This window comes from Geodermatophilus sp. FMUSA9-8 (assembly GCF_037034165.1).
GTDB classification, from domain to species: domain Bacteria; phylum Actinomycetota; class Actinomycetes; order Mycobacteriales; family Geodermatophilaceae; genus Geodermatophilus; species Geodermatophilus nigrescens.
In genome coordinates this window covers 130,512-144,662 of the sequence record NZ_JBAGKE010000003.1, presented here as the reverse complement: position 1 = coordinate 144,662, position 14,151 = coordinate 130,512, and the positions used below count along the sequence as shown (strand labels likewise).

The 14,151-nt window shown below is 76.3% G+C and carries 12 protein-coding genes and 2 tRNA genes; 7 read left to right on the top strand and 7 right to left on the bottom strand.

Annotated elements, in window-relative coordinates:
- Positions 1-16: 16 nt before the first annotated feature.
- The 4 genes from WA616_RS07830 to WA616_RS07815 are packed head-to-tail and all read right to left on the bottom strand — an operon-like array spanning position 17 to position 4,054.
- On the bottom strand, positions 17-1,258 hold the full coding sequence (locus WA616_RS07830; RefSeq protein WP_336028746.1) for a GNAT family N-acetyltransferase: 1,242 nt from the start codon (positions 1,256-1,258) through the stop codon (positions 17-19).
- Positions 1,259-1,306: 48 nt separating this feature from the next.
- Entirely contained in the window at positions 1,307-2,062 is a 756-nt protein-coding gene (locus tag WA616_RS07825; protein WP_336028745.1) for a hypothetical protein, read from the bottom strand.
- A 37-nt stretch (positions 2,063-2,099) separates the two neighbouring features.
- On the bottom strand, positions 2,100-2,771 hold the full coding sequence (locus WA616_RS07820) for a response regulator (protein ID WP_442901985.1): 672 nt from the start codon (positions 2,769-2,771) through the stop codon (positions 2,100-2,102).
- The gene (locus WA616_RS07815) at positions 2,762-4,054 is read right to left on the bottom strand and encodes a sensor histidine kinase (RefSeq protein WP_336028743.1); all 1,293 of its coding nucleotides are present in this window, start codon (positions 4,052-4,054) and stop codon (positions 2,762-2,764) included. The genes WA616_RS07820 and WA616_RS07815 overlap by 10 nt, the downstream gene beginning before the upstream one ends.
- Before the next feature lie 219 nt (positions 4,055-4,273).
- On the opposite strand from WA616_RS07815, the gene WA616_RS07810 reads away from it, so the two are divergent.
- The 3 genes from WA616_RS07810 to WA616_RS07800 all read left to right on the top strand — a co-directional run bounded on the left by WA616_RS07810 (position 4,274) and on the right by WA616_RS07800 (position 7,632).
- The gene (locus WA616_RS07810) at positions 4,274-5,911 is read left to right on the top strand and encodes a hypothetical protein (protein WP_336028742.1); all 1,638 of its coding nucleotides are present in this window, start codon (positions 4,274-4,276) and stop codon (positions 5,909-5,911) included.
- A gap of 85 nt (positions 5,912-5,996) precedes the next feature.
- Positions 5,997-6,998, top strand: a complete 1,002-nt coding sequence (locus tag WA616_RS07805) for a sigma-70 family RNA polymerase sigma factor (protein ID WP_336028740.1) — start codon at positions 5,997-5,999, stop codon at positions 6,996-6,998.
- Between the two features lie 121 nt (positions 6,999-7,119).
- Entirely contained in the window at positions 7,120-7,632 is a 513-nt protein-coding gene (locus WA616_RS07800) for a DUF4396 domain-containing protein (RefSeq protein ID WP_336028738.1), read from the top strand.
- A 24-nt stretch (positions 7,633-7,656) separates the two neighbouring features.
- On the opposite strand, the gene WA616_RS07795 is transcribed toward WA616_RS07800, so the two are convergent.
- Positions 7,657-9,048 carry an FAD-binding oxidoreductase gene (locus WA616_RS07795; protein WP_336028736.1) on the bottom strand — a complete coding sequence of 464 codons (1,392 nt, stop codon included), beginning with the start codon at positions 9,046-9,048 and terminating at the stop codon, positions 7,657-7,659.
- A gap of 34 nt (positions 9,049-9,082) precedes the next feature.
- Here WA616_RS07795 and WA616_RS07790 point away from each other — a divergent pair, with 34 nt between their 5' ends.
- Positions 9,083-9,907, top strand: a complete 825-nt coding sequence (locus WA616_RS07790) for a M55 family metallopeptidase (RefSeq protein ID WP_336028735.1) — start codon at positions 9,083-9,085, stop codon at positions 9,905-9,907.
- A 12-nt stretch (positions 9,908-9,919) separates the two neighbouring features.
- On the opposite strand, the gene WA616_RS07785 is transcribed toward WA616_RS07790, so the two are convergent.
- Both WA616_RS07785 and WA616_RS07780 read right to left on the bottom strand, forming a co-directional pair.
- A complete protein-coding gene (locus WA616_RS07785; protein WP_336028734.1) occupies positions 9,920-10,681 on the bottom strand; it encodes an SDR family NAD(P)-dependent oxidoreductase in 762 nt (253 codons plus the stop codon).
- Between the two features lie 147 nt (positions 10,682-10,828).
- A tRNA-Gly gene (locus WA616_RS07780) sits at positions 10,829-10,902 on the bottom strand.
- A 45-nt stretch (positions 10,903-10,947) separates the two neighbouring features.
- Between WA616_RS07780 and WA616_RS07775 the strand changes: the two genes are divergently transcribed.
- The 3 genes from WA616_RS07775 (at position 10,948) to tig (ending at position 14,069) form a co-directional block, all read left to right on the top strand.
- A complete protein-coding gene (locus WA616_RS07775; protein WP_336028732.1) occupies positions 10,948-12,399 on the top strand; it encodes an amidase in 1,452 nt (483 codons plus the stop codon).
- A gap of 14 nt (positions 12,400-12,413) precedes the next feature.
- Positions 12,414-12,487: transfer RNA gene (locus WA616_RS07770), tRNA-Pro, on the top strand.
- A gap of 85 nt (positions 12,488-12,572) precedes the next feature.
- A complete protein-coding gene (tig, locus tag WA616_RS07765; protein ID WP_336028730.1) occupies positions 12,573-14,069 on the top strand; it encodes a trigger factor in 1,497 nt (498 codons plus the stop codon).
- The last annotated feature ends 82 nt before the right edge of the window (positions 14,070-14,151 follow it).

Genomic DNA, 14,151 nt, shown 5'->3' with positions numbered 1-14,151 from the left:
CCGCCGCCGGCACGGCTCAGAACTGGTCGGGGCACCACGGGGTCACCGGCCAGGAGAACGCCGTCGCGGCCTGGGTGACCGCGCCGGGGCTCACCTCGGTGACCCGGCCGGCCGCCTGCAGGGTGCCGAGCGACGTGCCGCCGAGGTAGGCGGCGGCCAGCGCGTCGACGTCGACCACCAGGTCGGGGTCGCCCTCGCTCGGCGCGCAGAACGCCCCGGCCGGGTGGCCGCGCAGCCACCAGCGGCCGTCGTTCCACGGGCACAACGGGTCGCGCACCTCGAGCACCATGTCGATCGGCGCCGGGTAGCGGCGCGCCGCCAGCGCCCGGCCGACGTCGACCAGCCGCAGCCACATCCCGTCGAGGGGGCGGGTGTGCAGCGCGCGCGGGTCGGCGAGCAGGTGGCGCAGCGGGTCGTCGACCGGGCCGTAGCCGAACTCGGCCGAGCGCACGAGGTCGAGGTCGAGCAGGTACCGCCACAGCGCCGCGTAGCCGGCCGTGCTGCGCGCCCGCACGTCGTCGACCAGGACGGTGCCGTCGGCCTCGCCGTCGTCGGTCCAGCGGGAGCGCACCCGGTAGGCGGCGTAGCCGGTCACCTCGCCGTCGGCCTCGCGGTGCAGCAGGAACCGCAGCGCGCTGGCCCCGTTCCGCCGCCCGGCCGGGTCGCGCAGCGAGCGCCGCCACCACCGCTCGTCGCGGTCGAGGACGCCCGGCGTCCAGCGGCGCAGCGCCTCGGCCACGCCCGCGGCCCCGGCCAGGTAGGTCTCGGCGTCGGCCGGCGCGACGGTGCCGGCGCCCAGGTCGACGCCGGGCCGGAAGCCCAGCTGCCGGGTGCTGCCCCGCCAGTTGCCGCGCAGGGTGCCCGGCGCGTATCCGAAGCGGCCGTAGATCGAGCCCTCCGAGGCCCACAGCGCCGCCAGCGGCTCGCGCTCCTGCTCGTGCAGCTCGGTGAGCTGCCGCCGCATCACCGCGGTGAGCACGCCCCGGCGGCGGTGGGTGGGGGAGACGGTCACCCAGGTGACGCCCGCGCACGGGACGACGGCGCCGGGCACGGTGAGCTGCCGGCTGTAGAGGCCCGCGGTGGCGGCGACCCGGCCGTCGGCGGACCACAGCGACAGCGACCGGTCGAGCTCCGCCGTCGCCGGCACCTTCTCGGTGAAGTCGTCGATCGGCTCGTCGCCGAAGACCTCGAGCATCGCCCGGCTGAACGCGGGCCACTCCTCGGCGGTGACGGGGCGGAGGTCGGCGGGATCGGTCACCTCCGCTGTCTACCGGGCGGCACCGACGGCCCGCGACCGCGTTCCGGCTCAGCCGGGCAGCGCGACGCCGTCGTCGAGCAAGCTGAGGTCGCCGCAGGTGACCGAGCGGGCCGCCTCCACCTGGGCGGGCGGGGCATCGGAGACCGTGATGCTGACGTCGGTGCTGCTCGCCCGCGGCCCGTCGAGGCGCACGGCGGTGGCGGTGTAGCCGGTGCCGTCGTCGGCGGCGTCGAGGCCGGCGAGGTCACGCACGCCGTCGCCGTCGACGTCGACGCAGCCCACCCCGGTGCCGAAGCCGGTGAACCCGAGGTCGAAGGCGTACGGGGCGCCCTCCGGGTCGGTCACCGGCAGGATCTCGCAGCCGCTGAGCGCGAACAGCAGCACCTGCCGGCCGTCGTCGGCGAGCGCCACCAGCTCGCCCTCGCCGGTGACGTCGGCGACCAGGACCGAGCGGGTGACCGGGCTGCCCGACGGGAACGGCGCGGACGCCCCGCCGCCGGAGGCCGTCGCGACGCCGAAGCGCACCTCGCCGTCGCCGGCGTCGGCGATCCAGGCGGTGTCGGGCCGGTCGTCGCCGTCGACGTCGATCGTCGGCCGGGAGGCCGCGCCGTCCGGGACGCCGGCCGCACCGTCGACGGGGCAGCCGGCCGGGTCGCCGGAGGCCGGGGGAGCCGAGGGGGTGGCTGAGGCCGACGTCGACGACGGCGCCGCGCCCGGCAGCTCCTCGTCGTCGGGGGTGGCCACGTCGGCGCAGCCGGCGAGCAGGACGGCGGTGAGCAGCAGGAGCACCGGTCGGCGGGTCACGCACACCACCGTGGTCCGCCGAGGGGCCGGGGGCCAGTCAGCCACGCAGGTAGGCCAGCGTCGCCATGACCCGGCTGTTGCGGTCCTCGTCGGGCGCGAGGCCGAGTTTGGCGAAGATCCGCTGCGTGTGCTTCTCCACCGCGCCCGGGGTGACCACCAGCGTGCGGGCGATCGCGGTGTTCGAGTGGCCCTCGGCGATGAGGCCGAGCACCTCCCGCTCGCGCGGGGTGAGCCGGCGCACCGGGTCGTCGCCGCGGCGGCGGGCGAACAGCTGGGCCACCACCTGCGGGTCGAGCACCGTGCCGCCGGCGACCACCTCGGCGAGGGCGGCGAGCAGTTGGTCGAGGTCGGTCACGCGGTCCTTGAGCAGGTAGCCGGCGCCGCCGCGGCCGTCGGCGAGCAGCTCGTCGGCGTAGGCCACCTCGACGTACTGCGACAGCACCAGCACCGCCGTCCCCGGCACCGCCCGGCGGACCTCGACGGCGGCGCGCAGCCCCTCGTCGGTGTGGGTGGGCGGCATCCGCACGTCGACGACGGCCACGTCGGGCCGGTGCTCGCCGACGGCGCGCACCAGCGACGGGCCGTCGCCGACCGCGGCCACCACGGTGGTGCCCGCCTCCTCGAGCAGCCGGACCAGCCCCTCGCGGAGCAGGACCGAGTCCTCGGCGAGCACCACCCGCAGCGGCCGGCCCTCCGGGGTCAGCCCCACGGCAGCTCGGCGGTGGTCCGGGTGGGGCCGCCGCGCGGGCTCTCGACGGTCAGCACGCCGTCGACGGCGCGCAGCCGGTCGGCCAGCCCCGCCAGACCGTGCCCCGGCACCGGCTGCGCCCCGCCGACGCCGTCGTCCTCGACGACGACCCGCAGCGCGTCGCCCGCCCGCGCCACCTCGACCCGGCACACCCCGGCGCCGCTGTGCTTCGCCACGTTGGCCAGCGCCTCGCTGACGACGAAGTAGGCGGTGTTCTCGGTGACCGGGGCCAGCCGCTCCTCGGGCAGGTCGACGGCGAGCTCCACCGGCACCGGCGAGCGGGCGGCCAGCGCGGCGAGCGCGGCGGCCAGGCCGCGGTCGGCGAGCACCGGCGGGGCGATGCCGCGGGACAGCGCCCGCAGCTCCTCCAGCGCCTCGCGGGCGAGCACGCCGGCCTCGGCGAGGGTGGTGCGGGCGGCGGCCGGGTCGCGGTCGAGCTGCCGCTGGGCGCGGGAGAGGTCCATGCCCAGGCGCACGAGGTGCTGCTGCGGGCCGTCGTGGATGTCGCGCTCGAGCCGGCGCAGCGCCACCGCCTCGGCGGCGACGGCGGCGTCGCGGCCGCGGGAGAGCCGGCCGATCTCGGCCTGCGTGGCGGCGCGGGAGGTCAGCAGCACCCGGCCGAGGGAGGCCTGCAGCACCGCCACGGCGCGGACGGCGAACGGCAGCACCAGCGCGCCGAGCAGGCCGATGAGCGTGTAGCCGGTGATCCGCAGCAGGCTGCCGCCCTCGAACCCGAGCAGCTCGAACAGGTCCTCGTTGTCCCCCTGGGGCAGCGCCCAGTCCCACAGGCCGTAGGTCAGCCCGCCGAGGGCCAGCGCCCAGAACGCGACGGTGACCGAGAACGCGAGGACCGCGAGCGGGAAGCGCAGCACCGCGTGCAGCACGTCGAGCCAGGACTGCGGGTCGCGCAGCGGCGTGAGCATCCTGCGCACGCGGCCGCCCTCGGGCCGCAGGTAGGCGGGGCGGGGGAGCGGGCGGCCGAGCACCGCGGGCAGCTGCGCCCGCTCGATGCCGGCCAGGCCGCGGGCGGCGAGCAGGGTGACGGCGAGGACGGCGACGCCCACCCAGATCACCAGCGTGCCCACGCCGAGGGCGATCCCGGTGACGGCGAGGACGAAGCCGGCGATCCCGAGCGGGAAGGACAGGAGGGCGTAGCCGGAGTCGACCAGCAGCTGGCGCACGCGCGGGGACCGGGCGTGCGACGGGGCGGTGTCGGCGGGCATCACGAGGGTGTCGGTGGTCATGTCCCGAGCCTGGCGACGCGGCGGCGCCCGGCCGATCCCGTCAGCCGGTCGATCCGCTGTCGGGCTGGCCCGACACCCTGCGCCGCCGCGTCCATGTCGGGCGCGATGCTCCCGGCACCCGGGCCGCGGTGTCCAGCACCTCGTAGGGTCGTCGGCGTCGGGCGAGCCGCCGTCGTCGCGTCCCCCGCGACCGGGCGTCCGGCGGACGGAGGTCCCCGCGTGCGACACCGGGCCGCGCCCCTCGCCGTCAGTGCCCTGCTGCTGGCCGCCGGCTGCACCTCGTCGGCGTCCGGCGGGGACGACGACGCCGGCCCCGCGTCCGTCACCGCCGCGGCGCCCGCCGAGCGGCTCACCGTGGTCGCCGACGCCGAGCCCGTGGCCACCGCGGTGAGCACCAGCCGCGCGCTGTTCGAGGAGGCCGGCGTCGTGGTGGTCGCGCCCGACGGCGACCGCGCCGCCACGCTGCTCGGTGCCTCGGCCGCCGTCGGCCTCGGCGTCCCGCTGCTGCTCGACCCCGAGGGCGGGGACGGCGACGACGCCGTCGCCGGGGAGCTCGACCGGCTCGGCGCCACCACCGTGCTCGCCGTCGGCGCCGACACCGCGCCCGGGGACGCCGACGTCGTCTCCGTGCCCGCCACCGCCGACGCCGTCGCCGCGGCCACCGGCCTCGACCTGGCCGAGGCCGACCCGGTGGCCGACGGCGGCGAGGCCGCGGCGGTCGCCGCGCTGGACCCGGACGCGCCCACCGCGCTGCGCCCCGAGGACGGCGACGAGGCGGCCGAGGGCGAGGCCTCCGGGGAGCTGCCCGGGGTCGAGCGGGCCGAGCCGCTGGAGGGGACCGTCGTCCTCTCCGACGGCGACCCCGCGGCGCTGGCCGGCGTCGCCACCGCGCGGGCCGCCGGCGCCACCGTCCAGGTGACCGACGGGCAGACCGACCCGCGTGTCTCGGCCGACGTCGTCGACGCGGTCGCGGGCGCCGACACCGTCGTCGCGCTCGGCGCGGGCTTCGCCGCCGAGGACGGGCTGGACTGGAAGCTGGAGACCGCGGCCACCGGCGCCCAGCTCCCCGGCGGTGGCCAGGTGCTGTTCCCGCAGCACTTCCTCGTCGCCCTCTACGGCCACCCCGGCACCGGCGCGCTCGGCGTGCTGGGCGAGCAGGACGTGCCGGCCACCGTCCAGCGCGCCCGCGACACCGCGGCGCCCTACGAGGCGCTGGTGCCCGACGCCACCGTCGTCCCGGCCTTCGAGATCATCGCCACCGTCGCCTCGGAGTTCCCGACGGAGGGCGGCGACTACTCCTACGAGGCGCCGGTCGAGGAACTGCGGCCCCTGGTCGAGGCCGCCGGCGAGGCCGGGATCTACGTCGTCCTGGACCTGCAGCCCGGCCGCACCGACTTCGTCACGCAGGCCGAGGTCTACCGGCCGCTGCTGGAGCTGCCGCACGTCGGGCTGGCGCTGGACCCCGAGTGGCGGCTGGGCCCCAACGAGGTGCACCTGACCCAGATCGGCTCGGTCGACGTCGAGGAGGTCAACCGCGTGGTCACCTGGCTGGCCGACCTCACCCGCGAGAACCGGCTGCCGCAGAAGCTGCTCGTGCTGCACCAGTTCCGGGTGGACATGATCCCCGGCCGCGAGCGGGTGGACCTCTCCCGCGACGAGCTCTCGGTGATGGTGCACGCCGACGGGCAGGGGCCCCAGCCGAGCAAGCAGGACACCTGGCGGGTGCTGCGCGGCATCGGCCCCGAGGGGCTGACCTGGGGCTGGAAGAACTTCTACGACGAGGACGCCCCGATGCTCACGCCCGAGGAGACGATCGCCCAGGTCTCCCCGCGCCCGGAGCTGGTCACCTACCAGTAGCCCGCCGGGGACTCCCGTTCGGTCGGTGCCCCGTGGTGGACTGACGCCCGCCGACGGGGAAGTCGACGAGGAGAGGTGGTCTGCGGTGACCAGCGTGCTGCGCGGGGTGTCCGGCGAGCTCGACCCACGGCTGCTCGAGCACCGGCGCGAGCTGACCGGCTACTGCTACCGGATGCTCGGGTCGAGCTTCGACGCCGACGACGCGGTGCAGGAGACGATGGTCCGCGCCTGGAAGAGCCTGGGCGACTTCGAGGGCCGCTCGTCCCTGCGGTCCTGGCTGTACCGGATCGCCACCAACGTCTGCCTCGACCAGCTGTCCGGCCGCCAGCGCCGCGCGCTGCCCATGGACCTCTCGGGCCAGTCGTGGTCGCCGGTGGAGGCGTCACTGGCCGCCAAGCGGCCGGCCGAGGCGTGGGTGGAGCCGGTGCTCGACCGGCAGGTCCTGCCCGAGGACGGCGACCCGGCCGAGCGCGCGGTGGCCCGCGAGTCGGTGCGGCTGGCGTTCGTCGCGGCGCTGCAGCACCTGCCGCCCCGTCAGCGCGTGGTGCTGCTGCTGCGCGACGTGCTGCGCTGGCGGGCCGACGAGGTGGCCGAGCTGCTCGACAGCACGGTCGCCTCGGTGAACAGCGCGCTGCAGCGGGCCCGCGCCACGCTGGCGGCCGTGGGCGGCGACCCGGAGGAGCGCCCGCTCGACGCCGACCACCGCGAGCTGCTCACCCGCTACCTCGACGCGTTCGAGCGCTACGACATCGACGCGTTCGTGAAGCTGCTGCACGAGGACGCCACGCAGCACATGCCGCCGTTCGAGATGTGGCTGGGCAGCGCCGCCGACATCGGCACCTGGATGCTCGGCCCGGGCAGCGGCTGCCGGAACTCCCGGCTCATGCTCACCGAGGCCAACGGCTCCCCGGCCGTCGCGCAGTGGCGGCCCACCGACGAGGGCGGCCACGTGCCCTGGGCGCTGCACGTCCTGGAGATCGAGGACGGCCGGATCCGGCACATCACCAGCTTCCTCGACCTCGACAACGACCTGTTCGCCCGGCTCGGGCTGCCCGTCGCGGCCCCGGAGGGTGTCGCCGTTCCCTGACGCCCGCTCCGCTCGCCACCGCCGCTCCGCCCGCCCGGGTGGGGCGGCGGTGCCGTGTCCGGGGTGGTTGCGCCGGATACCCCTGGGGGGTACAACGGTCGCGTCGACCGGAGGAGGGGACATGCACACCGATCACGCACCCGCGACGACCTACGGCGCGGCGGGCCACGCGGCGCACGGACACCGATCCCACGGCGGCCCGGTCAGCTGGGCCGCGGCCGCGCAAGCCACGCTGCACTGCCTCCTCGGCTGCGCCGTCGGCGAGGTGCTCGGCATGGTGATCGGCACGGCCCTGGGCTGGTCCGCCGGCGCCACGGTCGTGCTGGCCGTCGGGCTGGCCTTCGTCTTCGGCTACGCGTTCACCGCGCGCGGTGTGCTGCGCGCAGGTCTGCCGTTCCGCCGGGCGCTGCGGGTGGCGCTGGCCGCCGACACCGTCTCGATCGCGGTCATGGAGCTCGTCGACAACGGCGTCATGCTCGGCGTCCCGGGTGCGATGGAGGCGGGCCTGGACTCGGCGTTCTTCTGGGGCGCGCTCGCCGTCGCGCTGGCCGTGGCGTTCGTGGTCACCACGCCGGTGAACCGCTGGCTGATGGGCCGCGGACGCGGGCACGCCGTCGTCCACGCCCTGCACTGAGCGGGCCGCCGGCCCGCCCGGGCCTCACTCGTCGGGCAGCACCTTGCCGGGGTTGAGGATGCCGAGCGGGTCGAGCGCCGCCTTGACCGCCCGCTGCATCGCCACCACCGCGGGGCTCTGCTCGAGCGCCAGGCCCGAGCGCTTGAGCAGGCCGACGCCGTGCTCGCCGGTGACCGTCCCGCCGAGCTCGACGGCGTCGCGCATGATCTCGGCGAACGCCACCTGGGCGCGCTCGCGGGCGGCGTCGTCGCCGGGCGGCGTGATGATCAGCGGGTGCAGGTTGCCGTCGCCGGCGTGCGCGATGTTGGCGATGAGCACGTCGTTGCGCCGGGCCGCGGCCTCCACCCGGCCGAGCATCTCCGGGACGGCGGCCTTCGGCACGCAGACGTCCTCGGTGAGCACCGGCCCCAGCCGCTCGACGGCCGGGTAGGCGAGCCGGCGGGCGGAGAACAGCGCCTCGGCCTCCGCGGAGTCGGTGGATGCGGCGGCCCAGGTGGCGCCGGCGCCGGTGAAGCAGCGCAGCATCCCGTCGGCCTCGGCGTCGCCGGCCGGGCCGGGTGCGTCGGAGCGGCCGAGCAGGACGACGTCGGCGTCGACCGACAGGCCCATGTTCTTCCACGCGTCGACGGCGGCCAGGCAGTGCCGGTCGACGAGCTCCAGAGCCGACGGCACGATGCCTGCCGCGCCGACCGCCTCCACCGCGCGGCCGGCGTCGACCACCGAGGCGAAGTAGCCGACGACCGTGCGCTCGGCGGGGCGGGCCGGGCGCAGCCGCACGGTCACCTCGGTGACGATCCCGAGCGTGCCCTCCGAGCCGACCATCAGGCCGGCGAGGTCGTAGCCGACGACGCCCTTCGCCGTCCGCCGGCCCAGCCGCACCAGCTCGCCGGTGCCGGTGACCACCTCGAGCTCGAGGACGTAGTCGCGGGTGACGCCGTACTTCACGCAGCACAGGCCGCCGGCGTTCGTGGCCACGTTGCCGCCGATGGTCGACCACGGCGCGCTCGCCGGGTCCGGCGGGTACCACAGGCCGTGCGCCGCGCACGCCGCGCGCAGGTCGTCGTTGACCACGCCGGGCTGGACGACGGCGTAGCGCTCGACCGGGTCGATGGCCCGGATCTCCCGCATGGCCTCGGTGGAGACGACCACGCACCCGTCGACGGCGTTGGCCCCGCCGGACAGGCCGGTGCCGGCGCCGCGGGTCACGACCGGCACCCGGTGCTCCCCGCAGGCGCGCACGACCGCCTGCACCTCGGCCGACGTCCGTGGCCGGACGACGGCGACCGGCCGGCCGTGCGGCGCCCACTCGGCCTCGTCGTGCACGTAGGAGGCGACGACGTCGTCGTCCAGCAGCAGCCGGTCGGCGGGGAGCGCGGCGCGGAGGGCCTCGACGACCCCGGCGCTGAGGGTGGTCACGGGGACAGTCAACCCCGCGGTCGAGGATGGGCCGGTGAAGGTCTACCTCTCCTCCGACATGGAGGGCACCGCCGGCGTCGTCGACTGGGACCAGTGCCGCGGCCCGGGCGGCGAGTACGAGCACTACCGGCGGCTGCTGCAGGACGAGGTGAACGCGGCGATCGCCGGCGCCCTCGACGCCGGCGCGACGCAGTTCCTCGTCAACGACTCCCACTCGACGATGCAGAACCTGCGGCCCGGCGAGCTGCTCGGGCGGGCGCGCTACCTGTCGGGCCGGCACAAGCCGATGTACATGATGGAGGGCCTCGACAGCTCCTTCGACGCCGTCTTCCTGGTCAGCTACCACGGTTCGATGGCCGCGGAGCCCTCCACGCTGTCGCACACCTACAACCCGCGGGCGATCGCGCGGGTGACGCTGAACGGCGTCGAGGTGGGGGAGTCGGGCATCAACGCGCTGGTGGCGCTCGGCCACGGCGTGCCGGTGGTGCTGGTGACCGGCGACGACACGACGGCCGCCGAGGCGCGGGCGGTGTGCCCGGGGGTGACCGCCGTCGTGGTCAAGCGGTCGGTGAGCCGGTTCGCCGCCGACAGCCTGCACCCCGAGGAGGCGTGCCGGCTGATCCGCGAGGGCGCGGCCGCGGCCCTGCGCGGCCTCGACGGCGCGCGGCTGCCGGCGGTCGACCTGCCGGCGACGCTGGAGGTCACCTTCCGCAACGCGGACCTGGCCGAGATGGCGACGCGGGTCGTCGGGGTGGAACGGGCCGGGACGCTCGTGGTGACGATCACCGGCGAGGACCCGGTGGAGCTCTACCGGACGTTCGTCACCGTCGTGCTGCTCACCCGGGGGATCGCCGAGTAGGGGCGGCCGTCGTCACCAGGGGACGGGCACGCCCTCCCACGTCGTGAACGTGCCCGTCGGGCCGTCCGGCCCGAGGCGGGCGACCCGCACCACCTCCCGCGCGGCGTCCTCGACCGGGTCCGTCCCCTCGAAGTTGGTGAGGGCGGTCCGGGCGAAGCCCGGCGAGACCAGGTTGACCTTGATGCCGGTCCCCTCGAGCTCGAGCGACATGGCCAGCGTGACGGCGTTGAGGGCGGTCTTCGAGGCGCCGTAGACCGGCTCGAACGCCGCGCGGAGCGGGGAGGCCGGGTCGGCGACGGTCGTCAGGGAGCCGAGCGCGCTGGTGACGTTGACGATGCGCGCGTCGGGCGACCGCCGGAGCAGCGGCAGGACGGCCTGGTACAGCGCCAGGACGCCGAAGACGTTCACCTCCCACACGGCGCGCACGTCGTCGAGCGGGGCGGTGCTGGGCCTCGACGTCGCGCGGAACGCGGCCACGTCCAGGCCGGTGCGCGTGGTGGAGGTGCCGGCGTTGTTGACGAGGAGGTCGAGCCGGCCGACCTCCTCGCCGATCCGCGCGGCGGCCGCCGCGATCGAGACCTCGTCAGTGACGTCGAGCTGGAGCGCGGTGGCGCCGCCGCCGATCCCGGCCGCCGCCTCCCGGCCGCGGGCCAGGTCGCGGGAGCCGACGTAGACGGCCACGCCGTCGGCGGCCAGCTCCCGGGCCACCTGCCGGCCCATCCCCTGGTTGGCCCCCGTGACGAGGGCGGTGCGTGTGGCGGACATGGTGGACATGGCGGGACCTCGTCTCGTCGGCGGTCGGAGCCGGGCGGACGGAGTCGGCGCCGCGCCCTCGACGACGAGCCTGCGCGACCGCCGAGGGGCGAGGGAGGGCCCGCGGGTCCTGGGACTGGGCGGTCCCCGCGGAGGGGGACGGAGGTGTGGAGCGGGTGACGAGAATCGAACTCGCGTAGCCAGTTTGGAAGACTGGGGCTCTACCATTGAGCTACACCCGCGAGGTGCCCGCCCAGCGTAGCGGCACCCTCGATAGCGTCCGCGGGGTGACGCAGACCACCGAGCTCGACGCCACCACGCAGGCCGACCTCGTCCGCCGCGGGGAGGTGTCCCCGGCCGAGCTGGTCGACGCCGCGATCGCCCGGATCGGGGCCACGAACCCACAGCTCGACGCCGTCCTCCGGGACCGCTTCGACGCCGCCCGCGCCGAGGCCGCGGGCGACCTGCCCGACGGCCCGTTCCGCGGCGTGCCGCTGCTGCTCAAGGACATGGGCGCCCACATGGCGGGGGAGGAGACCGCCTACGGGCTGGCGCCGCTGCAGCGGGCCGGCATCCGCTGGCGCCGCGACAGCCACCTCGCCACGGCCTTCCGCGCCGCCGGGTTCGTCGTCCTCGGCCGCACCAACGTGCCGGAGCTCGGCACCACCGTCACCACGGAGCCCGCCGCCAACGCGCCCGCCCGCAACCCGTGGGACCCGTCCCGCTCCACCGGCGGGTCCAGCGGCGGCTCGGCCGCGGCGGTCGCCGCCGGGATGGTGCCGGTCGCGCACGCCAGCGACGGCGGCGGCTCCATCCGGATCCCGGCGAGCGAGTGCGGCCTGGTCGGCCTCAAGCCCACCCGCGCCCGGGTGAGCCAGGGCCCCGACGTCGGCGAGGGGTGGGCCGGCGCCACCATCGACGGCGTCGTCACCCGCACCGTCCGCGACACCGCCGCCGTCCTCGACGTCATCGGCCGCCCGATGCCCGGCGACCCCTACGCCGCCCCGCCGCTGCCGCGCCTGCTGCTCGAGGAGCTCGGCGCCCCGGTCGCCGGGCTGCGCGCCGGCCTGTGCGCCTCCCCGCCCGACGACCGGTGGCTCGACGACCCGGCCTGCCGCGAGGCGGTCGCCGTCGCCGGGCGGCTGCTCGAGGCCCTCGGCGTCGTCGTCGAGGAGGCGCACCCCGCCGCCTTCTTCGAGGACGACTTCTCCCGGCACTTCAACACCACGATCGCCGCCGACACCGCCCGCACCCTCGCCGACCTCGAGCGCGTCGTCGGCCGCCCGATCGCCGACGACGAGATCGAGCCGCGCAACGCCCGGTACCGCGTCGCCGGCGGCCGGCTGAGCGCCCCCGACTACCTCGCCGCCCGCGCCTGGCTCGGCTCCTGGTCGCGCCGGATGGCCACCTTCTGGACGCCGGCCCCCGACGGCGGCCAGGGGTTCGACCTGCTGGTCACCCCGACCGTGGGGGCCCCGCCGCCGGAGCTCGGCTGGTTCACCGCGGCCGGCCCGCGGGAGGAGGGCCGCCGCGTCTCCTCCTTCATCCCCTGGACGGCGCAGCTCAACGTCACCGGCCAGCCCGCCGTCAGCCTGCCCCTGCACACCACCGACGGCGGCCTGCCGGTCGGCGTCCAGGTGGTCGCCGCGGCCGGCCGGGAGGACCTGCTGGTCCGCGTGGCGGCCGCGCTGGAGGAGGCGGCCCCGTGGGCGGGACGGCGTCCCGCGCTCCCCGCCTAGACTCGACGGCGCCACGGGGTGTGGCGCAGCTTGGTAGCGCACCCGCTTTGGGAGCGGGGGGCCGTGGGTTCGAATCCCGCCACCCCGACCCCGCCCCCGGCGTCTCTAGACTCGGGGGTCGACCCGGCGCCGTCCCGGCGTCCCCGTCCGTCGTACCGAGGAGCACTGCCGCTGTGAAGAGCACCATCGAGGAACTGGGCCCCACGCGGGTCCGGATGGCGATCGAGGTGCCGTGGGGGGACCTGGACCACGCCTTCGGTGAGGTCTACAAGGAGCTCAAGAAGCAGGTCCGCGTCCCCGGCTTCCGCCCCGGCAAGGTGCCCGAGCGGGTGCTCGACCAGCGCGTCGGCCGCCCGGTCGTCCTCGAGCAGGTCGTGCAGCACGCGATCCCCGAGGTCTACTCCGAGGTCGTCCGCGAGAACCAGGTCCGCGTCCTCGGCCAGCCCGACATCGAGGTGACCCGCCTCGACGACAACGACACCCTCGCGTTCACCGCCGAGGTCGACGTCGCGCCGAAGATCGAGCTGCCGTCCTTGGACGACCTCTCGGTCACCGTCGACGACGTCGAGGTCACCGACGAGGAGATCGACGAGCAGGTCGCGGTCATGCGCGAGCGCTTCGCGATGCTCACCGCCGTCGAGCGGGCCGCGGAGGACGGCGACCACGTGTCCCTCGACCTCGAGGCGCGCGTCGACGACGAGGTCCTCGAGGACGGCACCACCAGCGGCATGTCCTACGAGGTCGGCTCCGGCTCCCTCATGGAGGGCCTCGACGACGCCGTCCGCGGGCTGTCGGCCGACGAGTCGGCGACCTTCCGGACCGACCTGCACCAGGGCCCCTACGCCGGCCAGCAGGCCGACGTCACCGTCACCGTCCGCTCGGTGAAGGCCAAGGACCTGCCCGAGCTCGACGACGAGTTCGCCTCCACCGCGAGCGAGTTCGACACCCTGGCCGAGCTGCGCGACGACGTCCGCACCCGCCTGGGCCGCGCCAAGACGATGCAGCAGGGCGCGCAGGCCCGCGACAAGCTGGTCGAGCACCTGCTCGAGGCCACCGAGGTGCCCGTGCCCGAGGGCCTGGTCGCCCGCGAGGTCGAGTGGCGCAACCAGTCGCTGTCGCAGGAGCTGCAGCGCGCCGGCATGACCTGGGACACCTTCCTGCAGGCCGGCGGCGTCGAGAGCCGCGAGGCCTACGACGCCGACCTGTCCAAGCAGGTCGAGGAGGCCGTCCGCACCCAGTTCATCCTGGACGCGGTCGCCGACGCCCGGGAGATCACCGTCGACAACGACGACCTCTCCGCGCAGATCATGGCCCAGGCCTCCCGCCAGCGCGTGAGCCCGGAGCAGTACGCCCAGCAGCTGCAGCAGGGCGGCAACATCGCCGAGTTCGTCGCCGACGTGCGCCGCACCAAGGCGCTGGCCCAGCTGCTCGAGCAGACGACGATCACCGACGCGTCGGGCAACACCGTCGACCTCGACGCGCTGCGCCCGCAGACCGTCCGGGCCGGCGCGGACGCCGAGGACTCCGAGGGGACCGCCGCCGCGGAGGCCGCCGCCGAGGAGACCGCCGCCGACGCCGACGAGGCGCCCGACGCCGAGGTCGCCGACGCGGCCGCCGTCGAGGCGACCGAGGGTGCCACCGAGGACACCGAGGACGTCGCCAAGGGCTGACGCCCCGCACCGTCCGACGACGCCGTCCTGCCCCGCACGCGCGGGGGAGGGCGGCGTCGTCGCGTCCGGGGCCGGGCCCCGC

Coding starts and splice junctions, on each gene's coding strand:
- WA616_RS07785 (WP_336028734.1), bottom strand. CDS start 10,681: ATGTCCACCATGTCCGCCACACGCACCGCCCTCGTCACGGGGGCCAAC.
- WA616_RS07815 (WP_336028743.1), bottom strand. CDS start 4,054: ATGACCACCGACACCCTCGTGATGCCCGCCGACACCGCCCCGTCGCAC.
- WA616_RS07800 (WP_336028738.1), top strand. CDS start 7,120: ATGCACACCGATCACGCACCCGCGACGACCTACGGCGCGGCGGGCCAC.